The organism is Halomonas sp. PBN3 (genome assembly GCF_000475415.1).
Lineage (GTDB): Bacteria > Pseudomonadota > Gammaproteobacteria > Pseudomonadales > Halomonadaceae > Halomonas > Halomonas shengliensis.
In genome coordinates this window covers 1-25,347 of record NZ_AXCA01000159.1, presented here as the reverse complement: position 1 = coordinate 25,347, position 25,347 = coordinate 1, and the positions used below count along the sequence as shown (strand labels likewise).

Below are 25,347 nucleotides of genomic sequence, written 5' to 3'. Positions count from 1 at the left end.
TGTCGGCCGGTCACTTGGCCTTGGGTTCGTTCATCAGTCCCTTGACGATGGCGTAGCAGCCCACCAGCAGCACCAGGGTGAAGGGCAGGCCGGTGGTCAGTGCCGCCGTCTGAAGCGCGCCGAGGCCGCCACCCAGCAGCAGGGCGATGGCGATGGCACCCTCGATCAGCGCCCAGAACACACGCTGGGGCTTGGGGGCATCGACCTTGCCGCCGGCGGTGATGGAGTCGATCACCAGCGAACCGGAGTCCGACGAGGTGATGAAGAACACGACCACCAGCACGATGCCGACGAAGGAGGTGATGGCGCTCAGCGGCAGGTGCTCCAGCATGGTGAACAGCTGCAGCTCCAGGGCGGCGTCCTGCACCTCGGTGATGCCGGAGCTGATCACCTGGTCGATGGCGGTGGTACCGAATGCGGTCATCCATACCACCGAGGCCAGGGTGGGTACCACCAGCACGGCGATCAGGAACTCACGCACGGTACGGCCGCGGCTGACGCGGGCGATGAACATGCCCACGAAGGGCGACCAGGCGATCCACCAGGCCCAGTAGAAGGCGGTCCAGCCCTGGCTGAAGTTGGCATCCTCGCGCCCGAAGGGCATCGAGAGCGCCGGCAGGTTCTTCACATAGCCGAGTAGGTTCTCGAGCACGCCGGTGGCGATCATCAGGGTCGGGCCCACGGCGATCACGAACACCAGCAGCAGCAGGGCCAGGCCCATGTTGAGCTGTGACAGGCGCTGCACGCCCTTGTCGACGCCGAGCATGATCGAGCCCAGGGCGACGACGGTGATGCCCAGGATCAGCAGCACCAGCGTGACGTTGTTGTCGGGAATGTCGAACAGGTAGTTGAGACCGGCCGAGGCCTGGGTCGCCCCCAGCCCCAGCGAGGTAGCCAGGCCGAACAGGGTGGCAAACACCGCCAGGATGTCGATCACGTGTCCCGGCCAGCCCCACACGCGCTCGCCCAGGATGGGGTAGAAGATCGAGCGCATGGTCAGCGGCAGGCCCTTGTTGTAGGCGAAGATCGCCAGCGACAGGCCCACGATGGCGTAGGCGCCCCAGGGGTGCAGGCCCCAGTGGAAGATGGTGGCGGCCATGGCCAGCGCGATGGCGCCGGCCTGGTCACCCTCGGCGCCGCCCAGTGGAGCCCAGTCGGTGCGCACGCCGTCCTCGCCCATGCTGATGCCCCCCAAGGCGGTGCCGTAGTGGCCCAGCGGCTCGGATACACCGTAGAACATCAGGCCGATGCCCATGCCAGCGGCGAACAGCATGGCGAACCAGCCGGGATAGCCGAAGTCCGGCGTGGCCTTGGCGCCGCCGATGCGGACCTTGCCCATGGGGGTGAAGATCAGCACCAGCGCCAGGATCACGAAGACGTTGGCACCGAGCAGGAACACCCAGCTCAGCTTGGTGGTCAGGAAGCTGAACATGCTGTTGAAGATCGGCTCCATCTGAGCCTGCATGGCCAGCGTCAGGATCACGAACAGCAGGATCACGATCGACGAGACCATGAAGACCTTGCCGTGCAGATCCACGTCGATCCCCATGGGGGAAGCGGTGATGTTGTCCTGACCGATCACGTAATCCGTGTCGATCAGGTTGGCTGCCCCCTCCGGGGCCGGAATCCCCTCGGAGCCGCCATTCGGCTCCTGGGGCTTGTCATCTTTGGTCTGGTTGGCCACGAGACGTCTCCCTTGCGGTTATCGATGTACGCAGTTGTGTGTCGTAGCGGTTATTCACCGGCCCCCGGACGTACCAGGAATACTGAGGCCTTGGTGTGCGTTGCCACCTTGCCGCCGTGGGACGGCATGATCACGTCCAGATGCTTGGGCGGATGGGTCGGCATCACCACCAGGTCGGCACCCACCTTGTCGATGGCCTCGATCAGGTCGTCGTCGAGGTCGGCGATGGGGTCGGGGCTGACGATGGTGTGGGTACTGACCGGCTGACCATGCACCGCGGCACGCTTCTGGGCGAAGGCCTCCAGCTTCTGGGAGAACTCCTCCGGGGTGCGGGCCACGCTGCCCGGGGTGTTGGCGGTGATGCCCACGTAGCAGACCTCGGCATCATAGTGCTTGGCCAGGTCGGCCACCGTCTGCAGGGCGGGCTCGATCACCTCGATATGGGCGAGGTCGATCGGCACCATGATCTTGCGATACATCACGGCATCTCCTTGTGGTGGCGAGTAGAGGTGGCGATCGGCGAGCCGGGCTGCGTCGGCAGCACGCCCCGCCGCGTCCAATCAAGAAGGAACACATGGAAGCGTAGACGCTGATCGGCGGCCTCACTTCAACGTATCCGCAATCTTGTACGCGAACTGTACACCATGGGGCAGGGTGCTGCCGAATGGATCAGGCGACGAGGCACAGTCCGCGATGCTCATACGGAACGGGGGAGCCACCAGGTGGCTCCCCCATCGAGGCGTGACTAGCGCCGCGCGTCAGCAGGATCAGTTGGCGGCGTCGAGCCACTCCTGGACCTGCTCCTGGTTCTCCTCGACCCACTTCTGGGCGTTCTCGTAGGGGTCGGCGTCCTCTTCCTGGTTCATGAGCATGACTTCGCCCATGTCCTCGGGAGTCCACTCGAAGGCATCCAGGATCGCGTAGGCCTCCGGCATCTCCTCCTCGAGGCCCTGGCGTACGATGGTGTGGATCTGCTCGGCGCCGCCATAGACGTTCTCGGGATCCTCGAGATACTTGAGGTCCCAGCGTGCGAACTTCCAGTGCGGGGTCCAGCCGGTAACCACCACGTCTTCCTCGTTCTCGATGGCGCTGGCCAGGGCCGCGGTCATGGTGGCGCCGCTGCCGCTGCGCAGGGCCAGGTCGAGGTCATAGGTATCGACCACCTCTTCGGTCAGGCCCATAATGCCGGCGCCTGGGTCGATGCCGATGATCTCGCCGTTGAACGAATCGGCGTGGTCATTGAGATCGGCGATGGAGTCCACGTCGCTGTAGGCCGGCACGACCAGGCCCAGCTTGGTGCCATCGAGGTTGGGGCCGAGGTCGTTGACCTTGTCGCCCACGCGCTCCAGGTAGTCGGCGTGGGTGGTGGGTAGCCAGGCGGCGACGATGGCGTCGGCATCGCCGGTGGAGACGGCCTGCCACATGGCGGCGGCGGAGAGCGAGGTCATGTCGACCTCATAGCCGGCCTGCTCCAGCACGGCGCGCATGACGTTGGTCGAGGCCACTTCGGAAGACCACTCGACGTAGGCCAGGTGGACGGTGCCCTTGTCCTGGGCCTGGGCGGCGCCGGCAGTCAGGGCGGCGCCGGTGGCAAGAGCCAGGCCGGCGAGGCGGATGCGACGGTTAAGCAGATGCTTCATCGTGGTTCCTTCCTCCAAGTATGTACAACAACACTCTGGCGATTTCTTTTCGAGCTTTCAACCGAGGCCCTCAACGCAGCCTTCGGCCATCGGGCTCAGGACTTGCGCTGCTTGCGCAGGGACTGGGTCAGGCGGTCGAGCAGCATGGCCAGGATCACCACGGCGATGCCGGCCTCGAAGCCGTCGCCCGGGCGCAGGCGCTGGATGGCGCGCCATACCTCGCTGCCCAGGCCGTCGGCACCGATCATGGCGGCGATCACCACCATGGAGAGGGCCAGCATGATGGTCTGGTTGATGCCCGCCATCACCGTGGGCAGCGACAGCGGCAGCTGCACCTTGACCAGCTTCTGGCCGCGGGTGGCGCCGTAGGCGTCTGCGGCCTCGATCAGCTCGCCCGGCACCTGGCGGATGCCCAGGGTGGTGAAGCGGATCGCAGGCGGCATGGAGAAGATCACCGTGGCGAAGATCGCCGACACCGAGCCGATACCGAAGAAGGGGATCGCCGGGATCAGGTAGACGAAGGCCGGCATGGTCTGCATGAAGTCGAGCACCGGCATGATCAGCCGGTAGAGCCGCTCGGAGAGCGCCGCGGCGATGCCCACCGGCAGGGCGATCACCACCGCCACCAGGGTGGCGATCACCACCAGGGTGAGGGTCTCGATCATCGGGTCCCACAGGCCCAGGTTCCAGATCAGTGCCATGCCGGCGGCGGCGCCGATCGCCAGGCGCATGTTGGCGACCCACCAGCACAGGCCGACGATGATCAGCAGCAGGCCCCAGGGCGGCAGCCACATCAGGGCATCGTTGAGGCCATCGATGCCGGTCTGGGTCACCCGGGAGATGCCGCGGGTGACCATGGAGTACTCGCTAGTCAGCCAGTCGAGGCCGCCCTCGATCCACTGGCCGAGGGGAATGCTTGGAATCTCGATCGCCATCACTGTTCTCCTGCCGCTGCGGTCTCGGTGTCTGCGTCTGCCGTGGTGTTCTCCTCTGCGGCCCGGGCCAGCTGGTCGAGCACGGCGCCCTTGACCACCACGCCGAGCAGGCGCTCGTCGTCATCCACCACCGCGATGGGGAAGCTCTTCTCGCTGAACATGGCGAAGAGGTTGTGCAGCGGTTCCTGGGGCCCGACCTTGCGGAAGTCCTGTGTCATGGCTGCACCGATGGTGTCGGCGCCCTGTCGGGCCGCCTGTTCCGCGGCATCGACCTCGAGCAGGCCCAGCAGGGTGCGGTCGCGGCGGGTCACGTAGATGGAGTCGAGGTTGTGCTCGTGCATCTTGCGCAGGGTGGTGCGCGGGCCGTCGCCCTCACGGGCCACGGCGCGCACCTTGCGCATGGCGTGTTCGGCGGTAAGGATCCTGGACATGTCCACGCCTTCCACGAAGCGCTTCACGTAGTCATCCGCCGGATGGGTGAGGATCTGCTCCGGGGTGCCGATCTGCACGATCTCGCCATCCTTGAGCAGGATGATGCGGTCGGCGATGTTGAGCGCCTCGTCGAGATCGTGGGTGATGAACACCGTGGTCTTCTGCATGCGGCTCTGCAGCTCCTGCAGCTCCTGCTGCATGTCGCCGCGGATCAGCGGGTCCAGCGCCGAGAAGGCCTCGTCCATCAGCAGCACGGTGGAGTCGTTGGCCAGCGCTCGGGCCAGGCCGACGCGCTGCTGCATGCCCCCGGAGAGCTGGTTGGGGTAGGCATCCTCCCAGCCATCGAGGCCCACCTGCTTGAGGGCCTTGCGCGCGATCTCGGCGCGCTCGGCGCGCTCCACGCCGCGGATCTCCAGGCCGAACTCGGCGTTCTGCTGCACCGTGCGGTGGGGGAAGAGGGCGAAGTTCTGGAACACCATGGAGAAGTGGCGGCGGCGACACTCCAGCAGCGCCTTGCCGTCCAGCTGGGGGATGTCCTCGCCGTCGATGACGATCTCGCCCTCGGTGGGCTCGATCAGGCGGTTGAGACAGCGGATCAGGGTCGACTTGCCCGAGCCTGAGAGCCCCATGATCACCAGCAGCTCGCCCTCGTAGACGTCGAAGTCGATGTTGGAGAGGCCCAACGTCTGGCCGGTCTTGTCGAGGATCTCGGGGCGCTTGAGCCCCTGGTCGCGCAGTTCGAGCGCCTTCTTCGGGTTGTTGCCGAAGACCTTGCTCAGGTTGCGCACCCGTATCTTGACGTTTCGGTTCTCGTTCATTGGCTCTGCCTTTATGTCAGCCCCTGGCATGGCGCCTGGGCACGATGGTGCCTGCCTGCGCCGCCTAGCTTGGCATGCGGGAGCGTTGACGGTTGCGAAAGGTTCTCTACCCTACGGTTTTTTGAATGCATGTTCAAATAAAAATCCCGACGCCAGGACGTCGGGATTCGCAGACAGGCCTGAGAGGCTACGTCATTCGCCGGCGGGTGTCAGCCGGTAGAAGGCGCCGTCGGGGGCATCCTGGAGCAGGTAGAGGGCGCCGTCCGGCCCCTGGCGCACGTCGCGGATGCGACCGACCTCGCCCTCGAGCAGCAGCGCCGTTCCCCGTCGCCGATGCGCGACGCGCTACATCAGCCAGGCCAGCAGCAGCGGCAGGTAGAGCAGCGAGAGCAGGGTCGAGCAGAACACCAGGCTCGCCACGTACTCCGGCTCGCGCCGCGCCTTCTGGGCGAACAGGTAGTTGAACACCGCCACCGGCATGCTCATCTGCAGGATCAGGATGCCCTGGGCCAGGGGCGGCAGGTCGAGCAGGCTGCCGATGCCCCAGGCCAGCGCCGCCGCCACCGGGATACGCAGCAGGCTGAAGCCGATGCCCGAGCGCAGGCTCTTCACCTGAATGCTGGCCAGCGAGACGCCCAGGGTGATCAGCATCAGCGGCACGGTGAAGCCCGAGATAAGGTCGACGCTGTTGGCCAGCCAGCGGGGCAGGGCGGTGTCGGTGAGCAGCAGGACCAGCGAGATGGCGATGGCGTAGACGGTGGGGGTGCGCGCCAGGGTGCGCAGCGGGTTGCCGCCGCGGCTGGCCATCACCGAGCCCAGGGTGAACTGGAACAGCGACACCGTGACCATCACCGTGATGCCGTAGGCGAAGCCGGCGCTGCCGAAGGCGTAGAGCACCACCGGCAGCCCCATGTTGCCGGTGTTGGGGTACATCGCGGGAGCCAGCAGCACCCGCCACTCCTTGCCCAGCAGGCGCGCCAGCGGCCAGGTCATCGCCGCCATGGCGCTGATCACCAGGGCCGTTGCCAGCATGGTGCGCCCGAAGCTGCCGGCGTCGATCTCGGCGCCGGAGAGCGAGGCGATCACCAGCGCCGGGGTGCCGATGTTGAACACCAAGCGGGTGACGAACTCCACCGGGTAGGGCTGGCCCAGGCGGATCCAGGTGAAGCCCAGACCGGCGCCGGTGAGCACCGGCGCCATCACGGCGAAGAGTTCGGCAAGCATGCGGTCGTCCCTGAGGAAAAGAGCGGGCGACTATTGTCGGAAGCGGCGGCCGGCCTGGCAAGGCGAGGGCTCGGTGTCAGGGGCGCCAGGCCTCGGGCACGGCCCGGCGCAGGCAGTCCAGCAGGGCGTCGACTCGGCGCGGGCGCTGGCCGTAGGGGTAGAGCAGGGTCACCGCCAGCGGCGTCGGTCGCCACGCGGGCAGGCAGGCCACCAGTTCGCCGGGATGGTGGGCCTCGCGGGCGGCCACGATCCACTCCGGCAGCACCCCGATGCCCTGGCCGCGGGCGATGGCATCCACATGCAGCACCGGCAGGTCGACCCGCAGCCGTGAGCGTGGCGGACGGAAACAGAAGGCGCTCTGATCGGAACGATGCAGCGTCAGCCCTGCGTGCGTCGTGCCCAGCAGGTCGATCCAGGCGTGATGCGCGAGCGCCTCGGGATGTGCCGGCGCGCCGTGGCGTGCCAGGTAGTCGGGGCTGGCATAGAGATGGCGCGCGAGTCGCCCCAGCGGCTCCGACCTGAGGCTGGCCTCGGTGGGTACCTCGCCCAGCCACACCTGCACGCACTGGCTCTCCGGCGAGCACACCGCTTGTTCACGCGCCTGCAGGGTCAGCTCCACCTCTGGATGGCGTGCCAGGAAGTCCTCCGCCACCCCCGCCGCCCAGCTGCGTGCCAGGCTGGAGTGAACCGCGAGGGTGATACGTCCGCGTACCGCCTCGGCGAGGTCGGCCAGCGCCTCGCGACTGCGGCTGGCCAGGCGCAGCATTTCCCGGCAGTAGTCGTGGAACAGCAGCCCCGCCTCGGTGGGGATCAGGCGGTTGGCCTGGCGACGCAGCAGGGTCTGGCCGAGCCGGCTCTCCAGCTGGCTGATACGCCGGCTCAGGGTCGACTTGGCCAGGCCCAGCTCCCGCGCGCTGCGGGTCAGGCTGCCCGAGGCCATCACTGCATCGAAGGCGGCCAGCTCGTCGAAGTCATGCATGGCGGTAAAGGCTCGCGATGGCGATGGCGGCAGTATGGCATGCAAGCAAAATAATACAAATCATTGCCATTTGGCTTTGGGATGCATTCGTCTGTCATCAAAAAGCCCCGGCGTGGCCAGGGCGAAGGGACGGATCGATCGAAACAGCGAGACAGTGTCTCGGTCGTGCTCAGAACTCGTAGCGGGCGGAGAGCCAGAGGCGGCGACCTTCCTCGCTGTTGGCGTAGACGTTGCCGTAGCTGGCGCCGCCATCGTAGGCACGGTAGTCGACGAAGTCCTTGTCGAACAGATTCTGGACCGTGGCGCTGACGGTAAAGGCATCGGAGACCTGATAGCTGCCGCCCAGGTGGAACAGGGCATAGGACTCGAAGTCGCCCAGGTCATCGAAGGAGGGTGCGCCGCGTACCCGCTCACGGTTGCGGTAGCGTTCGCTGCGATACTCGCCGGAGAGCCAGGTGCTCAGCCGTTCGGTAGTCTGCCAGCGCAGGGTGCCATTGACTGCATGCTCCGGGGTATCGGTCAGCGGCTCGCCCTTCTGTGCACCGCTCTTCTGCTCGCTGTCGGTATAGGTGTAGTTGGCGCTCAGGTTGACGCTCTCCGAGAGCTGGATGCGCGTGGAGAGCTCGATGCCCTGGGTCTCGGCATCGTCGATATTGATATCCTGAGAGTAGGTGCCATCGGGGATCATCGGGTCACCGCTGACCACGATATCCGGGCCGGAGGCGATCTTGTCGTCGAAGCGGTTGTGGAACAGCGTGGCGCTGGCCATGAAACCCTCGCCGTTATCGTACTGGGCGGCGAGTTCGCTGCTGGTGCTCGTCTCCGGCTGCAGGTCCGGGTTGCCGATGGTCAGGATGGTGCCCTGGCCGGTCACGCCGTTGACCCCATTGTGCAAGTCGTTGAGTGAGGGTGTCTTGTAGCCGCGGCTGATACCGCCCTTGAGCGTCCAGTCGTCGGTAGCGCTCCATACCAGGTAGCCGCGCGGGCTGAACTGGCTGCCGAAGGCGTCGTGGTGGTCGTAACGGCCACCCAGGGTCAGGGCCCAGTCGTCGGCCAGCCACCACTCGTCTTCGGCGAACAGCGCCCAGGTGGTCTGTGAGAACTCCTCGGTGGCCAGCCCATCGGTCAGCTCGGAATCCATCCACTGACCGCCGATCGTTGTCATATGATCGCCAAGCGGCATTATGAACTTGCTGTCGAGCACGGTGTTGGTGGTCTCGAGCTCACGTGCGTCGCCGCCCACAATATCGGGGAAGCCTGCATAAGGCTGCCCCATGGTGCCCGGTATGGTGCGGCCCAGCGTCTCGGTGGTGTTGTGCATCAGGCTGGATTCGAGAGTGCCGGAGGCGAAACGCCCGGTATGCCCGATGGCCAGCTGGTGGCGCTCGAAGCGCAGTTCATCGCTATAACCGTTGGCGGTGCCAGGGTTCGGCTCGCAGCTGCGGGTCTGGCCATCCAGGGTGCCCAGCTGGCACTCATCGTTGGCGTACTCCTGACGGCTGGTCTCGCCGTCGAGCCATAGCTCGTGATCCTGATGCGGGGTGAGGGTGAGCTTGGCGCCGAAGCTATAGATATCCCCCTCGACGGGGCTGGGGCCGCGCTGGCTGACCGGCACTTCGGTACCGTCCGCCTCGGTATAGGTCAGGCTGGAGGCGTCGCGCTCATAAAACCGGCCGCGCACCTGGAGCCCCAGGGTCTTCTCGATCAGCGGGCCGCTGGCATAGAGGCTGGTCTCGCGACTGTCGCCGAACTCGTCGTGCTCGTTGAGAGTGGTTTCGGCCTGTACCGAGCCGCTCCAGGTGTCGCCCACCTTGCGGGTGATGATATTGATCACCCCGCCCATGGCATCGGAGCCGTAGAGGGTCGACATCGGCCCGCGGATCACCTCGATTCGCTCAATGCTGGAAACCGGCGGCATAAAGCTGGTGGAAGTTTCGCCGAAGCCGTTGGGGGTGACGCTGCCGGCGGTGTTCTGACGGCGACCGTCGATCAGGATCAGGGTGTAGTCGCTGGGCATGCCGCGGATGCTGATATTGCGCCCGCCGGTCTTGCCCACCTGGCCGCCCACGTCGACACCTTCCACATCGCGCAGGGCATCGGCGACGCTGCTGACCCGTTTCTCCTCCAGCTCCTGGCGGCTGATCACCGAGATGCTGGCCGGCGCCTCGGCCATCGCCTGTTCGAAGCCGGCGGCGGTGACCACGATGTTATCCAGCTGCTGGCTCTCCTGGGCCAGGGCGGTGGAAGCGGTGGCAAGGGCTACGGCGCTGACCAGGGCATGAGGGGTGAAGCGGTTCATGGCATTCCTTGAATGATAGTGATTATCAGAAGTGTTGAGAGTCTATAAGAGAAAGTTCCCTAATTGATAGCCTTTCTCATGAAACGCCGTGTTGCAGGGAGTGGAACGTCTGGCGTAGGGGCGATACGAGCCACGACAACGCCCCGGCGTGGCCGGGACGAAGCATTGGGGGACGATGGGGAGGATAGGAGGCCTGGCGGTGGGGCGGCGGGGCCGCAACAGGGCGCGAGGCCTAGAAGTCCACGGTGAGCCCCAGGTTGAGCTGGCGACCGTCGAGCACGACCTCGTAGTCGTCGTTGGTGACCTCCTTGTCGCCGATGTTGTAGAGGCCGGCCTTGACGCGGGCCTTGTCATTCAGGGCGTAGACCAGGCCGGCATCGACGAAGCCGTAGCCGGGGGTGCCGTCGCTCATGCTGCTGCGGCCCAGGTAATCGCTGGTCTCGCCGCGAATATTGTTCTGCACCCAGAGGTTGAGGTCGCGGGTGGCCTGCCAGTCGAGCAGCACGTTGAACATGTGCTCGGGGGTCTTGTTGAGTGGCTCACCGGCGAATTCCCCGGTCTTCTGCTCGGACTCGGTGTAGGTGTAGCTGGAGGTGATGCTTAGCCGGGATGTGATGTCATAACCCAGCGCTAGTTCGACCCCCTGCATCTCGGCCTCGTCGATGTTCTTGCGGGTGCTCAGGAAGACGAACTCATTGCCGGCGTAGGGGCAGGTCCAGGTGGCGGGGTCATTGCGATTGGCATTGGGTGTTTCGCAGAAGCGATCCTCGGCGATCTTGTCGTCGAATCGGGTGTGAAACAGTGTCGCGCTGGCGCTCAGGCTCCCCGCGGTATTGTTGTAGGCGATACCGAGCTCGTAGTTGGTGCTGGTTTCCGGGTCGAGGTCCGTGTTGCCGATAATCAAAGCGCGGGGGTGTGGTGCAGGGGAGCCGCCACCGCCGGTGCCGCGTCCGAAGCCTTCGGTAGCATCCGATAGGCTTGGCTGCTTGTAGCCGGTGGAGACGCCGCCCTTGAGGGTCCATTCGGGGGCCAGGTGATAGTTGGCGTAGACGCGTGGCGAGAAGTGGCCGCCAAATAGTTCGTCGTCGTCATAGCGCACCCCGGTGGTCAGGTTGAGGTCGTCGGTGAGGCTCCACTCCATCTCCATGAACAGCGAGGCGAGCCAGCGATCCACGCGATTGACGGCGCCGGGAACATTGGAGGAGAGCAGGCCATTGGTGTCGTCGGTCAGGTCCTCGTACTTGTACTGGCCGCCGAACGTCAGCATGTGGTTGCCCCAGAAGTAGGTCGACTGGGTATTGAAGGTGGTCATTTCATTGGTCTTCTCCTCACCGGCCCCGCTGAGGTGGCGGTCGGAGATATCGTGCTGCAGGTAGGTGTCGGTCAGGAAGCCGCCGTAGTTGCCTTTGTGCGACAAGGTGTAGACGTCCTTGTCGTAGCGGGTGGTGTTGGTTTCCGCCGGGTTGCCGCGGCTATCCACCAAGTCAATGCTGAGCCCGGGCGTATGGGTGTACTTTCATGGCCGACCCAGCTGCCGTGAATGCGGGCACCGAGCAGGCCTTCGATCAGCGGTCCGCCGGTGAAGAAGCTGACCTGCTGACCGTCGTTGTTGATGTCGTTGAAGGAGTGAGTGTATTCGGTGGTGACCGAGCCCGCCCAGTCGTCGGTCACTCTCTTGGTGATGATATTGACAACGCCGCCCATGGCTTGAGAGCCATAGAGCGATGACATCGGTCCACGAATCACCTCCACACGCTCGATCATCGAGATCGGTGGCAGGCCGATCTGCTTGCTGCTGTCGGTGCCGTTGGTGTTGACCGTGCGGCCGTCGTTGATCGGGCGGCCATCAATCAGATACAGCGTATAGCTGTCATCCATGCCACGGATACTGATGTCCTTCGACAACCCGCCGCCGGTGACATAGACGCCTGGGATGTTATCCACGGCATCCACGATGCTCGAGTAGGACTGTTTGTTGAGCTCCTCGCCACTGATCGTCGAGATGCTGGCCGGGGCATCGGAGATCGCCTGTTCGAAGCCCGAGGCGGTGACTACCACCGGCTCAAGCTCGGTGCTCTCCTGGGCCAGAGAGGTGCCGCTGGCGAAGGTAGCGGAGATCGCCAAGGCCAGGGTGGAGCGTCGATGGGGAAAGGGGAGTGAGACTGACATCTTGCAACTTCCTTGCTCGTGGGGATTGTGGTGGCCGGCGACCTTATTCGGACAAAACGATAAAGATTCGTATTTGTTTTTGAAAGTCTGTTTCATCGAAGGCCTTGTTCCGAGTATTGCAACGTGGGTAGTGATAAGGTGCCGAGTCTTGTTGCAATCGATTCCCATTTCAAGGAGGGCGATCATGAAAGGATTTGGCACCTGTGCATTGGCTCTGGCGATGGCGTCGCTGACCCTGGTGGGGCAGGCCAGTGCGGACTCACATGAAGTTCGGGCCACCCAAGGGCCGGCGGTGGTCAGCTTCGACTGGGGCAGCGTCGACACCCTGGAGGCGCTGGGTCTCGAGGCGCACGTCGTGGGGCTGCCTTCTCAGGCTGCTCCGGCCTATATGCAGCACCTGCTCGAAGGACGTGCCGATGTCGGCGGCCTCAAGACCCCGGATGCCGAGGCTGTCGCCGCGGCCGAGCCACAGCTGATCCTGGTTACAGGTCGCCAGGGTGAGGCAGCCGAGTCGCTGGGCGAGGAGGTGGTGCCGCTGTCGGCGGACCTCTGGTACCTCTCCGGTGCCGGTCTCGGCAGCGTCCGGGCGCAGGTGGATGAAGTGGTGGAGGCCCTCGCCCGCTGACCAGTGTTGCGGTTACTCGAACGTCCTGTTGCCTGAGCAGTGCCATGCAAGAGATTCTAATAGTCATTATCATATAGTTTCACGCAAGGAGCCTCTTCTAATGCAGCACCTGAAATCCATCGCCTCCACTTGTGTTGGTCTGGCCGCCCTGTTGGCCATGACCACTGCCCAGGCGGCCAGCGTTGCCACCGCCCACGGCGAGATTGAGGTCCCCGATGCCCCCGAGCGGGTGGTGACCCTCTATGAGGGCGCCCTGGATGCCGCACTGGCGGTGGAGGTGACACCGGTGGGCGCCGTTACCACCCGAGGCGGCGATGGCGTGGCTCGTTATATCGAGGCCCATCTCGATGAAGAGACCCGCCCGACCATCGTCGGAGTGGTGCGCGAGATCAACCTGGAGGCGGTGCTGGCCGAGCGGCCGGACCTGATCCTGGCGGCGCCGCAGCTCTCCGCCGAGCAGTACGCGCTGCTGTCGCGGATCGCCCCCACCGTGGTGCCCCAGGCCCGTGAGCTGGCCGCCGACAACTGGAAACATGAGGCACGCCTGTTCGGCGAGGCCCTGGGGCGTGGCGAGGCGCTGGAGAAGGCCATTATCGAGGTGGAGGAGCGCGCCGCCGCCCTCGCCGTGGACCTCGCCGAGGCGGGGGTGGACGGCAGCGCCAACCTGGTGCGCTGGATGCCCCAGGGCCCGTTGGTGATGTCCGAGTCGCTGTTCACCAGCGGCGTGCTGGCGGCCGCCGGCCTGGCGGTCGACGACGCCGGCCTGGTCAATCAGCGTGGGGTGCACAGCGATCCGCTGAGCCTCGAGAACCTCTCGCGGCTGGAGGGCGACTGGCTGTTCTTGGCCACACTGAACGTGGAGGGCGACGAGGCCCTGGAAGCGGCCAAGCAGTCAGCCGCCTTCGCCCGCCTGCCGGTCGTGGAGAGCGATCGAGTGGTTCCGGTGGATGGTCAGCTGTGGACCAGCGCCAGTGGCCCGCTGGCCGCCCAGGCGATCCTCGACGATATCGAAGCCGCGCTGTTGCCCTGATGGCGGCGAGCGGCTTGTGTCGTCACCCCCGCCGCCCGGCGGGGCTTTGGCGTGTCATGATGTTTCTGCTGGTGCTGCTGGCAGCGGTGGCCATCGTCAGCCTGTTGCTGGGCGCCGGCGAGGTAACCCCGGGTCGCGCCTTGGCCGTGCTGACAGGGCACGGTGATGACGAGGCGACCTTCGTGGTGGGCGCGCTGCGTGCACCGCGCACCCTGATCGGCATCGTCATCGGTATCTCACTGGGGTTGGCTGGGGCGCTGCTGCAGGCGGTGTCGCGCAACCCGCTGGCCGAGCCCGGGCTGCTCGGGGTCAGTGCCGGCGCGGCCTTCGCCGTGGGCGTGGCGCTGTGGCTGGGCGCCAGCGCGGCGACGCTGCGCATCGCGGTGGGGCAGGTGGGAGCGCTGCTGGGTTGTGTGGCCGTGCTCAGCGTGGTGCGTCTGCGTGGCATGGGCGGTGACCCGGTGCGCCTAGTGCTGGCCGGTGCCGCCTTCTCGGCGCTGCTCGCCTCACTCACCTCGCTGTTGCTGTTGTTCGATCAACGCACCGCCGACGAGATCCGCTTCTGGGTCGTGGGCAGCCTGGCGGGGCGCCGCCTCGAGGACCTCCTGGCGGTGTTGCCCAGCCTGGCATTGGCGTTGGGGATCATCGCCGTCATCGCTCGGCCGCTGGCCGCCCTGGCGCTGGGCGAGCGGGTTGCCTCGGGGCTGGGTCACCATCCGGGACGCGTGCGCCTGCTGGTGATCCTGGCGGTGGCGCTGATGGTGGGGGCGGCCACCGCCCTGGCCGGGCCCATCGCCTTCGTCGGCCTGGTGGTGCCCTTCGCCGCCCGTGCCCTGGCCGGCCCCGACATCCGCCGCACCCTGTGGCTCTGCCTGCCGCTGGGCCCGCTGATGGTGCTGGTCGCGGATATCGTCTCACGCCTAGTGGTGGCCCCCGCGGAGCTGCCCATCGGGGTGCTCACCGCGCTGCTCGGCGCCCCGGTGCTGGTGGCCGTGGTGCGCGCCCGGCGCCTGCCGAAACTGTAAGGAGGCGAAGAGAATGAATATGGAGCTCGAACGGTTTGCTTCCTGGAAATCTATCCTAGCTGGGTCGAGGACTGCCCCCGAAGAAGATGTTACGCCGCCGCTCGGACACTGGCGCCTGGCAGTGGGTGATATCAGCTTGCTGGTCGAGCGCCGGGATCTGTCGGTTGGCGTGTCGCTGCTGCTGGCCCTGCTGGTGGCATCGCTGGCCTATCTGGCGCTGGGCACCGAGCGGCTGTCGCTGGCGGCGTTGTGGCCCGCCTTGCTGGGTAGCGGCGACCCTTTTGCCGCCTTTATCGTCCAGGAACTGCGCCTGCCGCGACTGGTCGCCGCTTGGTTGACCGGCGCCGCCTTCGCGCTAGCCGGTTGTTTGATGCAGACCCTGGCCCGCAACCGCCTGGCCACGCCGGGGATCATCGGCATCGATAATGGCGCCACGGCCTTCGCGGTGGCCTCGGTGGTGGGGCTCGGCACCTCCCTGGCACCGCCCGCCATGGCCCTGGTCGGCGGTGCCACCGCGGCCGCCATCACCTTCGGCCTGGCCAGCGGCGGGGATACCCGGGGCTATCGTTTTATCGTGGCCGGCATCGGCATCGGTGCGGTGTTCGGTGCCGTCACCCAGCTGCTGCTGGCCCAGGTGGATATCGACAGCGCCAATGCGGCTTACCCCTGGACAGTGGGCACCCTGAACGCCCGCTCGCCGGGGGCGGTGACGGTGCTGGCCGCGGGGCTGGCGCTGGGAGTGCCGCTGGCCCTCGCCCTGGGGCGTTCGCTCTCCGGCCTGCGATTCTCCGATGCCGTGGCCAGCGGCCTGGGCATCCGCCTCAAACGCCGGCGGCTCCAGGTGCTGACCCTCGCGGTGCAGCTCACCGCCCTGGCGGTGGCGGTCGCCGGCCCGGTGGGCATGGTGGGGCTGATCGGCCCGGAGATCGCCCGCTCGCTCTCCTCGCCGCGCGGCGTGCCACTGATCGCCTCGGCCCTGGCCGGCGCCCTGGTGATGGTGCTGGCCGACCTGGTGGGTCGCCTGCTGCTGGCCCCCATCGAGTTGCCGGTGGGCATCGTCACCGCCATCGTCGGCGGCCCCTGGCTGCTGTGGATCCTGCTGCGACCCTCGAGGAGCCCCGCATGAACGCCTCCGCCCACCCCGCGAACCTGCTGCAGGCCAGCGCGCTCTCCTTGGCCCACGGCCGGACGACCATCATCGACGACCTGGCCCTGACCCTGCCGCCGGGGCGGGTCACCGCCATCGTCGGCCCCAACGGCTGCGGCAAGTCGACCCTGCTGGCCGGCCTGGCGCGCCTGCACGCCCCCGCCGGCGGGGCGGTGCTGCTCGACGGCGTGGATATCCAGCGCCTGCCGGCCCGGGAGCTGGCACGGCGCCTGGCGCTGCTGCCCCAGGAGGCCGGCGCGCCGGAGGGCCTGACGGTAGGAGACCTGGTGCGTTTCGGTCGCCAGCCCCACCAGGGCTGGCTGCGCCAGTGGTCGTCCGACGATCGGCGGGCGGTAGACGAAGCGCTATCCGCCGCCGGCCTCGAGGCCCTGGCGGAACGCCCGCTGGAGTCGCTGTCCGGCGGACAGCGCCAGCGCGCCTGGATCGCCATGACCATCGCCCAACAGACGCCGTTGCTGCTGCTGGATGAGCCCACCTCGGCGCTGGACCTGGGGCACCAGCTGGAGGTCTTCGAACTGGTGTGCAGGCTGGCGGCTCGCGGGCGTACCATCGCCCTGGTGCTCCACGACCTGGCCAGCGCCTGTCGCTACGCTGACTACCTGGTCGCCATGCGCGGTGGCGTCATTATCGCCCAGGGCTCGCCGGCCGAGGTGGTCACCGAGGCGCTGGTAGCGGAGCTCTACGGCGTTGCCTGTACCCTGATCCATGACCCGGCGAGCGGCACGCCGCTGCTGACCGATCTGCGTCGACTTCCGTAGCCGCCGAAGCGCTCGCGTTGGAGGCGCGCGGGTGAATCGGTATCCTGCCCGGGCCAACCACAAGGACTCGCCATGACCACCACCCCGGCCACCCCCAGCAGCTTCCAGGCGCTGGTGCGCCTGCTGCGCTACGCCCGCGGCTACCGCCGGCGCATCCTCGCCGCCAGCGCCTGCTCGATCATCAACAAGCTGTTCGATATCGCCCCCGAGATTCTGATCGGCGTGGCCATCGACGTGGTGGTCAACCAGGAGGCGAGCTTCGTGGCACGCCTGGGCTTCACCTCGGCTCAGGAGCAGATCATGATCCTGGCCGTGCTCACCTTCTTCATCTGGGCCGGCGAGTCGCTGTTCGAGTACCTCTACAAGATCCTGTGGCGCAACCTCGCCCAGCGCCTCCAGGCCGACATGCGCCTGGATACCTACGAGCACGCCCAGCGCCTGGACATGGCCTTCTTCGAGTCCAGGAGCTCCGGCCAGCTGGTGGCCACCATGAACGACGATATCAACCAGCTGGAGCGCTTCCTCGACGGCGGCGCCAACGCCTTGATCCAGGTCGGGGTCACCGTGGTGGCGGTGGGGGCGGTGTTCTTCGTCATCTCGCCGCTGGTCGCGCTGCTCGCCTTCACGCCCATCCCGCTGATCATCTGGGGCGCCTTCTACTTCCAGCGCAAGGCGGGCCCGCTCTACGCCGACGTGCGCGAGAAGGTGGGCGACCTGGCCAGCCGGCTGGCCAACAACCTGGCCGGCATCGCCACCATCAAGAGCTTCACCAGCGAGGCCCGCGAGGCGGCGCGCCTGCGCGAGGTGAGCGAGGCCTACGTGGAGGCCAACCGCCGCGCCATCCAGGTCAGCTCCGCCTTCATCCCGGTGATCCGCATGGCGATACTGGCCGGCTTTCTGGCCACCTTCACCGTGGGCGGCATGCTGGCGCTGCAGGGCGAGCTCAACGTGGGCGCCTACGGCGTGCTGGTGTTCCTCACCCAGCGCCTGCTGTGGCCGCTGACGGGCCTTGCCGAGGTGATCGACCTGTTCGAGCGTGCCATGGCCAGCACCCGACGCATCCTCGACCTGCTGGCGGTGCCGATCCGGGTGCGCGACGACGCCTCCGCACCGCTGGCCGAGCCGCTGCGGGGTGAGGTGAGCTTCGAAGGGGTGAGCTTCCGTTACGCGCAAGGCGAGGGGGGCGTGGAGCAGATAAGCCTTAAGGTGCCGGCGGGTAATACCCTGGCCCTGGTGGGCGCCACCGGCTCCGGCAAGTCGACCCTGATCAAGCTGCTGCTGCGCTTCTACGATCCCGACGCGGGGCGCATCCGCATCGACGGCCAGGCGATCGACGCGGTGAGCCTCGCCTCGCTGCGCGGCGCCATCGGGCTGGTCAGCCAGGACGTCTACCTGTTCGAGGGCACGGTGCGTGACAACATCGCCTATGGGAAACCCGACGCCCCGGAGGCCGATGTGATCGAGGCGGCCAGGACCGCCGAGGCGTGGGCCTTCATCCAGGCGCTGCCCCAGGGGCTCGATACCCCGGTGGGCGAGCGCGGCGTGCGCCTCTCCGGTGGCCAGCGCCAGCGCCTCTCGCTGGCCCGGGCGCTGCTCAAGGACCCGCCGATCCTGGTGCTGGACGAGGCCACCAGCGCCGTGGACAACGAGACAGAGGCCGCCATCCAGCGCTCCCTGGCGCGCATCGGCCACGGCCGCACCGTGATCATGATCGCCCACCGCCTCTCCACCATCGTCCACGCCGACGAGATCGTGGTGGTCGAGGGCGGCCGGGTCACCGAGCGCGGCACCCACGACACCCTGCTGGCGGCCGACGGCCGCTACGCCGCCCAGTGGCGGGTGCAGACCGGGGCGCTGCTGGCCGCCGCCGAGGGAGCCACCCCCAGTGCGTGAGGCGCTGGAACGCCACCAGGTGTGGGTCTACCTGGCGGCGCTCCTGGCCGGCCTTGCCCTTGGCGGGCTACGCCCCGCGGCAGCCGCCGGCCTGGAGGGCGGGCTCTGGCCGCTGCTCGGCCTGTTGCTCTATGCCACCTTCACCCAGGTGCCGCTGGGCCGCCTCGGCCTGGCGGCGCGGGACTGGCGCTTCGCCGGCGCCCTGGTGCTCGGCAACTTCCTGCTGCTGCCGCTGCTCGTCGGCAGCCTGGTGGTGGCGCTGCCAATGGCGCCGGCCGTCAAGCTCGGCGTGCTGATGGTGCTTCTGGTGCCCTGCACCGACTGGTTCATCACCTTCAGCCACCTGGGGCGCGGCGACGCCGGGCGTGCCATCGCCGCCACGCCGCTGCTGCTGGCGCTGCAGCTGGTGACGCTGCCGAGCTACCTGTGGCTCTTCCTGGGGGCGGAGTGGTTGAGCCTCGCCATCGGCGGGCCGCTACTGGGGGCCTTCGCCGGGCTGATCCTGGTGCCGCTGGCGGCGGCCTGGCTGACCCGGCGGCTGGCAAGCCGCCGGGCGGGGGCGCATCGCCTGGTGGCCGGGCTGGGCTGGCTGCCGGTGCCGCTGCTCGCCGCGGTGCTGCTGCTCGTGGCAGCGACCCAGGTCGCCGGCATGGCGGGGGTGAGCGGGGTGGTGCTCCAGGTGCTGCCGCTCTTCGTCGGCTACCTGGCGCTGGCCGCGCTGCTGGGCGTGGGGCTGGGGCGGCTGTTCGGGCTCTCGCCGCCAGCGGCGCGCACCCTGACCTTCAGCCTCGGCACCCGCAACTCCTTCGTGATGCTGCCCATCGCCCTGGCGCTGCCCCAGGGCTGGCAGGCCGCGGTGGTGGTCATCGTCGTCCAGTCGCTGGTGGAGCTGTTCGGCATGCTCGCCTACCTGCGGCTGGTGCCCGGCCGGCTGATCCCCGACCGCCCGGGCACCCCGCCGGGCTGAGCTACTCCTCTGCCGGCCTCTGCTGCGCCTTCTTGAGCGACTTGGTCCAGCGCTGGCGGGCGTACTTGCGCAGGTTGGCGACGTTGTCGGTCTCGTCGACGATGTCCTGGCCGAGGATGGTCTCGATGACATCCTCCAGGGTGATCAGCCCCACCCAGGTGCCGAGGTCGTCGTAGACCACGCACAGGTGCTGGCGGTCCTGCACCATCGCCATGAACACCTGCTCGACGCTTTCGCCGTCCAGCACCGTCTTGATCGGGTGCATCAGCGTCTTGAGGTCGACGTCGTCCTCGGCGTTGTAGGTGTCGGCCCGGTGCACATAGCCCAGCGCCTGCTCGCCGCCATCCATCACCGGGAAGCGGGTGAAGGGCGAGTCGCCGCACGCCGCGTCGAACTCCTTCACCGTCATGCCGGCCCGCGCCGTCACCGAGACGGTGCGCGGGGTCATCACGCTCCTCACGGTGATGTCGTGCAGGTTGAGGATGTTGACGATGACCCGGGTCTCCTCGGGGTCCAGCGCCTTCTCCTCCTGGCCTATCTGCGCCAGCGCCTTGATCTCGCCACGCATGTCGGTGTCCATGGCGTCCTTGCCGATGCGCCGGGTGATCTGCTCCGACATCCAGATGAAGGGCTTCAGGCTCCACACCATCACCTTGAGGGTGGTGGCCAGCATGGGGGAGAGCTGGCGCCAGTAGGTGGCGCCGATGGTCTTGGGGATGATCTCGGAGACGAACAGGATCAGCAGCGTCATCAGCGCCGAGGCGACCCCCAGCCAGGCCTCGCCGAACACCACCGTGACCTGGGCGCCGACGCCGGTGGCGCCCACCGTGTGGGCGATGGTGTTGAGCGTGAGGATCGCCGCCAGCGGCTGGTCGATGTTGCGCTTCAGGTCGTTGAGCCTGGCGTGCAGCCGGGGGTTGGCCTCGCGCACCTGGGCCACGTAGCTCGGCGTCATCGAGAGCAGCGCCGCCTCGAGCAGCGAGCAGAGGAAGGAGACGCCGATGGAGAGGGCGGCGAAGGCAATCAGCAGGAACATGAGGTCTCGCAGGGTGGCCAGGGGAATGCCGCCCTCGGCGGCCCCGGCATCTTCGCCGAAGGGCCGACTCCCCCGCAAGCCGCGCGGCTGGCCTCGGCCATCGGCATTCGCTATCATACGTCGCGGCGCCGCCCTGGCGCTCCCGCCGAAAGGGCCTATAGCTCAGTTGGTTAGAGCAGGGGACTCATAATCCCTTGGTCGCAGGTTCGAGTCCTGCTGGGCCCACCAGGTACGCACTGCATTGATTGGGGGTCGACCCTTACGCCACTCGTCACCACACGAGGGCAACATCAATGCGTATCATGTCTGTTATCTCCACCAAGGGCGGCGTCGGCAAGACCACCGTCACCGCCAACCTGGGTGGCCTGTTGGCCGATGCGGGCCTCAAGGTCCTGTTCATCGACCTGGACAGCCAGCCCACGCTCTCCAGTTACTACCCCCTCCGCACCGAAGCCCCCGGCGGCACCTATGAGCTGATCGCGCTTAGCGACACGGCTCCCGACCGCGTCATATCGCAGACGGCCCATCCCAATCTGGATGTAGTGATCTCCAACGATCATGCCGGCCAGCTCCCTCAGCTGCTGCTCAACGCCCCGGACGGCCGTTTCCGGCTTGCCCAGCTGCTCTCCAATCTGTCGGGCTATGACCTCATCCTGATCGACACCCAGGGGGCGCGCTCCATCACGCTGGAGATGGCGGTCCTGGCTTCCGATCACGCTCTCTCTCCCATCACTCCCGAGCTGCTCTCTGCCCGTGAGTTCGTGCGTGGCACCGTTGGCCTGCTGCGCGATCTCGAGGCGCTCAGCCAGTTCACCCACCTCTCCGTTCCCCCCGTTTCCGTACTCGTGAATCGCCTGGATGAAACCGCCGATGCGCGGGGCATCCACCAGACGCTGGCAGAGATGTTCGCCGCCGGCGAGCAGGGCGTCACCGTCATGCAGAGCACCATCCGCGCCGGTGTCGCCTTCCGACAGGCGGCCAGTGCCGGGTTGCCGGCTCACCAGTTCGAGCCGCGCAAGCCCGCCGGCCGCAAGTCGCCCGCCGCTGCCGACCAGGTCAAGGCGATGGCCTGTGAGCTCAACCCAGACTGGCAGCCGTTGATCGACGCCATGGTCAGCACCACCGCCATGCAGGGAGGTTGCCACGATGAGTGCCATTGAGAATCTGGTCGAACTCCGGGTGGCAGAAGAGCGCCCGGAAGCCGGCTATCTGCCTCCCCACAGCCTGGAGGCGGAGCAGTCGGTGCTGGGCGGTCTTTTGCTGGATAACGCCATGTGGGACGAGGTCGCCGACCGCCTGGCCCCTGCCATGTTCTATCAGCAGGCTCATCGTCTGGTGTTCCAGGCGATCCAGGGGCTGGCCGAGCGCGACCAGCCGATGGACGTGGTGACGGTCTCCGAAGCACTGGAGGAAGCCCACCAGCTGGATCAGGTGGGGGGGCTCGCCTTTCTGGCAGAGCTGGCCCGTAATACGCCCAGCGCGGCCAATGTGGCGGCCTATGCCGAGATCGTGAAGGACCGCCATGCGCTGCGTCAGCTGATCCACACCTGCTTCACGCTGAACCAGCAGGCACTGAATGCTCAGGGCCGCACAGCCGCCGAGCTGATCGAGGAGGCCGAGCAGAAGCTCTTCGCCCTGACGGAGGAACGTCATGACCGGCTGAGCTCCATGAAGGAGATGCTGGGGGAGGCCATCAACGTCATCGATCAGGCCTTCAATGCGCAAGGTGGGGTGACGGGAATCCCGAGCGGCCTGAGCGAGCTGGATGCCATGACCGCGGGCTGGCAGCCCGGGGATCTCATCATCCTGGCCGGCCGCCCCTCCATGGGCAAGACCGCCATGGGGCTCGGATTCGCGGAGCATGCCCTGATGGCAGAGGAGGCTACCGGTCCGGTGTTCATCTTCTCCCTGGAGATGCCCGAGTCGCAGCTGATGCTGCGGCTGATCGCCAGCCTGGGCGATGTCTCCCTGCAGAAGCTGCGCACCGGAAAGATGGAAGACGAGGATTGGCCCAAGGTAACCGCCGCGGTCAGTCGGCTCACTCAATTGGACGGGAAGCTCTTGATCGATGATGCCTCGGGCATCACCGCCTCCAGCCTGAAGGCCCGCGCTCGCCGCATGACCCGCCGCTTCGGGCGCCCCTCCATGATCCTGGTGGACTACCTGCAGCTGCTTCAGGAGCCGGGCAGCGAAAACCGCACCCTCGAGGTGGGCAAGGTCAGCCGCATCCTCAAGGAAACCGCCAAGGAGCTGCGCACCCCGGTGATTGCCCTGTCGCAGCTCAACCGCTCCTTGGAGACCCGCCCCAACAAGCGCCCCTGCATGGCCGACCTACGTGACAGTGGCGCGCTGGAGCAGGATGCCGACGTCATCGCCTTCATCTACCGCGACGAGGTCTACCACTCCGACAACGAAGAGAGCCACGGTCTGGCCGAGTTGATCCTGGGCAAGCAGCGCAACGGCCCCACCGGCACTGTGCACCTGGCGTTCCAGGGAGAGTCGGCGCGCTTCAAGCCGTTGGCCTGGCAGCATCAGGAGGTGACCCCATGAGCCAGCATCGCGTGCGCACACCCGAGCCCCGTTCCCGGCTTTCTCAGGCCTTGGCCCAGGTCATGAACGACTCCCGCCAGCGTCAGCTTGAGGCTGAGAAGGAAGGGCTACCAGCCCTCGAGCACCTGATCCGCGTGGCTGAGGGTCACAGCGGCCAGTCCCATCACCTGCGTCGTCTCCTCCTTGGGCTCTACAACGGCGACAGCTGGCCCTTCGAGATGCAGCGACTGCGCGGGCTCGACCCTGACTTGCAGGAGGGTGCCCTCGCTGTGATCCAGATGGCCACCTATAGCGGCCATGAGATCCACACCTTCATCGAGGGTGGTGATGCCTTGCTGAAACGCTTCTGGGAGGTCGAGGAGGGCAACGATGAGTAAGTCGCTGTCGGCAGCACGGGGGTGCAAGGGGATGCAGCGTCTGGTGCGCTATGCCGCCACCCGGGGGTGGGAGGTGCAGCGTACCAGCGGCGGGCATCTGAGGTTCAGCAAGCCGGGCTGTGCGCCGGTCTTCACCTCCTTTACCACCAAGGACCGCCGTGCCGAACTGAATGCACGCTCCCAGCTTCGCCGGGCGGAGTGGCAGCAGAGGGGCCGCCATGACGAGTGATGCCACTGTCATCAGCACCCAGGCGCCGCATGGCGGTGCCGCCTTCGCCCGCTTCGTCACCGAGGAGTACCGCCGATGAAACGCCCGACCGACCAGCAGCTTCGTGAGCGCCTGATGCAGCCCGGCCCCAAGCGTCAGGGGCAGCCCGTGGATGCCGTGACACCACCCGACCAGGAGATGGCCGTCTGGGTCACTCTGGACGTGCTCAAGCCCTACGAGCACAACCCCCGGCAGGTCCAGAACCCCAAGTACGAGGAGATCAAGGCGTCGATCCGTGCAGCGGGCCTCAAGCACAAGCCCCCGGTCACCCAGCGGCCGGGCGAGAAGCACTACACCATCTGCGACGGTGGCAATACCCGCCTGCAGATCCTGCGCGAGCTCTATGAAGAGACCGGTGAGTCGCGCTTCCACGCCTTCTATGCCCTGTACCGACCCTGGCAGTCGGAAGTGAAGATGCTGACGGGGCACCTCAGCGAGAACGACAACCGTGGCCAGCTGCTTTGGATCGAGCGAGCCAAGGGCGTGATGGACGCCAAGGCGATGTACGAGGAGGAGAGCGGCGACACGCTCTCGCAGCGTGAGCTGGTCAAGCGCCTTGCGGAGGACGGCTACCAGGTGGCCCAGAGCCATATCAGCAAGATGCTCTATACCGTCGAGCATCTGCTGCCCACGCTGCCCAATACCCTCTACAGCGGCCTGGGGCGGCCGCAGGTCGAGAAGCTGATCAGCTACCGGGAAGCCTGCCGACTGATCTGGGAGCGCTGCACCCAGGAGGTCGAGCCCCAGGGCTTTGCCGATACCTGGCACCAGACCATGGCCTGGTTCGATGACGAGGGCCAGACCGAGATGAACTGGGGCATCGTGGTGGATCGGCTTTGCGGCATGCTGGCCGACTACACGGGCGTGCACTTCAACGTCTGCGAGCTGACCCTCGACAATATCGTCACCTATCGCAAGCGGCGCTGGGACCTGGAAGAGCATCAGGCCTTCGAGGCCCTGGACGTTGAGTTGCAGCAGATGCGTGACCCCGACGCCCAGCCGCCCTCTCTCTATCCACCGCTGCCCGAGCCCGCCACGGGCGGTGCGCCGGTGGTGAAGGTGCCCGCTTCAGATCCTGGCCGTGAACCTCAATCTCAGCCGCAGACCGACCCTCAGGCCGAGCAGCTACCGTCGCCTCGGACCCTTAGCCGAGACGCGCCTACCGACGATGAGAGAGCAGAGAGCGCCGAGCTGCTTCGGCTGCGTGAGCAAGTAGCCGCGCTGGAGCGCGAAAAACAGCAGCTGAGCGAGTCACCGTCTCCCTCGGTGCCGGTATTCAGCGAGTCGGCATCGGAGGCTGACTCAGGGCCCATGGCGGCACCCGCAGAGGAGGCGGATGACTGGCCAGAGGGTGCAGCGCGGACGGAGGCCGAGCGGGCTGCCCGCCTCGAGGGGCTGACCCAGTCCCGCTGGGAAGAGACTCCAGGGAAGCGCGGCTACCGTCACCATCTGGCCAGCGAGCTCGGCGTG

24 protein-coding genes and 1 tRNA gene are annotated in these 25,347 nt (G+C 66.9%); 13 read left to right on the top strand and 12 right to left on the bottom strand.

Features of this window, described 5'->3' with window-relative positions:
• Positions 1 to 10: 10 nt before the first annotated feature.
• From Q673_RS28465 to Q673_RS36950, 11 genes are all read right to left on the bottom strand, one after another.
• Positions 11 to 1,684, bottom strand: coding sequence for a BCCT family transporter (locus Q673_RS28465; protein ID WP_023006122.1), 1,674 nt, complete (start codon positions 1,682 to 1,684; stop codon positions 11 to 13).
• 50 nt (positions 1,685 to 1,734) lie between these two features.
• Positions 1,735 to 2,163 carry a universal stress protein gene (locus Q673_RS28460; RefSeq protein ID WP_023006121.1) on the bottom strand — a complete coding sequence of 143 codons (429 nt, stop codon included), beginning with the start codon at positions 2,161 to 2,163 and terminating at the stop codon, positions 1,735 to 1,737.
• Between the two features lie 288 nt (positions 2,164 to 2,451).
• Positions 2,452 to 3,324: a glycine betaine ABC transporter substrate-binding protein gene (locus Q673_RS28455; protein ID WP_023006120.1), complete on the bottom strand. Its 873-nt coding sequence runs from the start codon at positions 3,322 to 3,324 to the stop codon at positions 2,452 to 2,454.
• Positions 3,325 to 3,419: 95 nt separating this feature from the next.
• Entirely contained in the window at positions 3,420 to 4,253 is an 834-nt protein-coding gene (locus tag Q673_RS28450; RefSeq protein ID WP_043524906.1) for an ABC transporter permease, read from the bottom strand.
• A 5-nt stretch (positions 4,254 to 4,258) separates the two neighbouring features.
• Positions 4,259 to 5,509, bottom strand: coding sequence for a quaternary amine ABC transporter ATP-binding protein (locus Q673_RS28445; RefSeq protein ID WP_023006118.1), 1,251 nt, complete (start codon positions 5,507 to 5,509; stop codon positions 4,259 to 4,261).
• A gap of 192 nt (positions 5,510 to 5,701) precedes the next feature.
• Positions 5,702 to 5,821, bottom strand: coding sequence for a PQQ-dependent sugar dehydrogenase (locus tag Q673_RS36520; RefSeq protein ID WP_327050014.1), 120 nt, complete (start codon positions 5,819 to 5,821; stop codon positions 5,702 to 5,704).
• A 33-nt stretch (positions 5,822 to 5,854) separates the two neighbouring features.
• On the bottom strand, positions 5,855 to 6,733 hold the full coding sequence (locus tag Q673_RS28440; protein ID WP_023006117.1) for an AEC family transporter: 879 nt from the start codon (positions 6,731 to 6,733) through the stop codon (positions 5,855 to 5,857).
• Between the two features lie 76 nt (positions 6,734 to 6,809).
• A complete protein-coding gene (locus Q673_RS28435; protein WP_023006116.1) occupies positions 6,810 to 7,712 on the bottom strand; it encodes a LysR family transcriptional regulator in 903 nt (300 codons plus the stop codon).
• Positions 7,713 to 7,881: 169 nt separating this feature from the next.
• Positions 7,882 to 10,011 (bottom strand): TonB-dependent receptor domain-containing protein, encoded by a 2,130-nt coding sequence (locus Q673_RS28430; protein WP_023006115.1) that lies wholly within the window; start codon positions 10,009 to 10,011, stop codon positions 7,882 to 7,884.
• 232 nt (positions 10,012 to 10,243) lie between these two features.
• Entirely contained in the window at positions 10,244 to 11,491 is a 1,248-nt protein-coding gene (locus Q673_RS36955) for a TonB-dependent receptor domain-containing protein (protein WP_235048513.1), read from the bottom strand.
• Positions 11,395 to 12,276 (bottom strand): TonB-dependent receptor plug domain-containing protein, encoded by an 882-nt coding sequence (locus Q673_RS36950; protein ID WP_235048512.1) that lies wholly within the window; start codon positions 12,274 to 12,276, stop codon positions 11,395 to 11,397. Before Q673_RS36950 ends, Q673_RS36955 begins: the two co-directional genes overlap by 97 nt.
• Before the next feature lie 88 nt (positions 12,277 to 12,364).
• Between Q673_RS36950 and Q673_RS28420 the strand changes: the two genes are divergently transcribed.
• The 7 genes from Q673_RS28420 (at position 12,365) to Q673_RS28390 (ending at position 19,646) form a co-directional block, all read left to right on the top strand.
• Positions 12,365 to 12,805, top strand: coding sequence for a hypothetical protein (locus Q673_RS28420; RefSeq protein WP_152527105.1), 441 nt, complete (start codon positions 12,365 to 12,367; stop codon positions 12,803 to 12,805).
• A gap of 100 nt (positions 12,806 to 12,905) precedes the next feature.
• Positions 12,906 to 13,835, top strand: a complete 930-nt coding sequence (locus tag Q673_RS28415; RefSeq protein ID WP_023006111.1) for an ABC transporter substrate-binding protein — start codon at positions 12,906 to 12,908, stop codon at positions 13,833 to 13,835.
• A gap of 56 nt (positions 13,836 to 13,891) precedes the next feature.
• Positions 13,892 to 14,860 (top strand): FecCD family ABC transporter permease, encoded by a 969-nt coding sequence (locus Q673_RS28410; RefSeq protein WP_031218194.1) that lies wholly within the window; start codon positions 13,892 to 13,894, stop codon positions 14,858 to 14,860.
• 19 nt (positions 14,861 to 14,879) lie between these two features.
• Positions 14,880 to 15,986 (top strand): FecCD family ABC transporter permease, encoded by a 1,107-nt coding sequence (locus tag Q673_RS28405; RefSeq protein ID WP_235048514.1) that lies wholly within the window; start codon positions 14,880 to 14,882, stop codon positions 15,984 to 15,986.
• Positions 15,983 to 16,786: an ABC transporter ATP-binding protein gene (locus Q673_RS28400; protein WP_023006108.1), complete on the top strand. Its 804-nt coding sequence runs from the start codon at positions 15,983 to 15,985 to the stop codon at positions 16,784 to 16,786. The genes Q673_RS28405 and Q673_RS28400 overlap by 4 nt, the downstream gene beginning before the upstream one ends.
• A 72-nt stretch (positions 16,787 to 16,858) precedes the next feature.
• Positions 16,859 to 18,679, top strand: coding sequence for an ABC transporter ATP-binding protein (locus tag Q673_RS28395; protein ID WP_023006107.1), 1,821 nt, complete (start codon positions 16,859 to 16,861; stop codon positions 18,677 to 18,679).
• Entirely contained in the window at positions 18,672 to 19,646 is a 975-nt protein-coding gene (locus tag Q673_RS28390) for a hypothetical protein (protein ID WP_023006106.1), read from the top strand. The genes Q673_RS28395 and Q673_RS28390 overlap by 8 nt, the downstream gene beginning before the upstream one ends.
• 1 nt (position 19,647) lies before the next feature.
• On the opposite strand, the gene Q673_RS28385 is transcribed toward Q673_RS28390, so the two are convergent.
• Positions 19,648 to 20,682, bottom strand: coding sequence for a CNNM domain-containing protein (locus Q673_RS28385; RefSeq protein WP_031218191.1), 1,035 nt, complete (start codon positions 20,680 to 20,682; stop codon positions 19,648 to 19,650).
• Between the two features lie 151 nt (positions 20,683 to 20,833).
• On the opposite strand from Q673_RS28385, the gene Q673_RS28380 reads away from it, so the two are divergent.
• From Q673_RS28380 to Q673_RS28360, 6 genes are all read left to right on the top strand, one after another.
• Positions 20,834 to 20,910: transfer RNA gene (locus tag Q673_RS28380), tRNA-Ile, on the top strand.
• Between the two features lie 65 nt (positions 20,911 to 20,975).
• Complete coding sequence (locus Q673_RS28375; RefSeq protein WP_023006104.1) at positions 20,976 to 21,842, top strand: ParA family protein; 867 nt, start codon at positions 20,976 to 20,978, stop codon at positions 21,840 to 21,842.
• Positions 21,829 to 23,232 carry a replicative DNA helicase gene (gene dnaB / locus Q673_RS28370; protein ID WP_023006103.1) on the top strand — a complete coding sequence of 468 codons (1,404 nt, stop codon included), beginning with the start codon at positions 21,829 to 21,831 and terminating at the stop codon, positions 23,230 to 23,232. Before Q673_RS28375 ends, dnaB begins: the two co-directional genes overlap by 14 nt.
• The gene (locus Q673_RS0118445) at positions 23,229 to 23,609 is read left to right on the top strand and encodes a DUF7673 family protein (RefSeq protein ID WP_023006102.1); all 381 of its coding nucleotides are present in this window, start codon (positions 23,229 to 23,231) and stop codon (positions 23,607 to 23,609) included. Before dnaB ends, Q673_RS0118445 begins: the two co-directional genes overlap by 4 nt.
• Positions 23,602 to 23,838: a hypothetical protein gene (locus Q673_RS28365; RefSeq protein WP_031218185.1), complete on the top strand. Its 237-nt coding sequence runs from the start codon at positions 23,602 to 23,604 to the stop codon at positions 23,836 to 23,838. The genes Q673_RS0118445 and Q673_RS28365 overlap by 8 nt, the downstream gene beginning before the upstream one ends.
• Before the next feature lie 75 nt (positions 23,839 to 23,913).
• On the top strand, positions 23,914 to 25,347 hold a 1,434-nt coding region (locus tag Q673_RS28360; protein WP_023006100.1), incomplete at its 3' end, for a ParB family protein.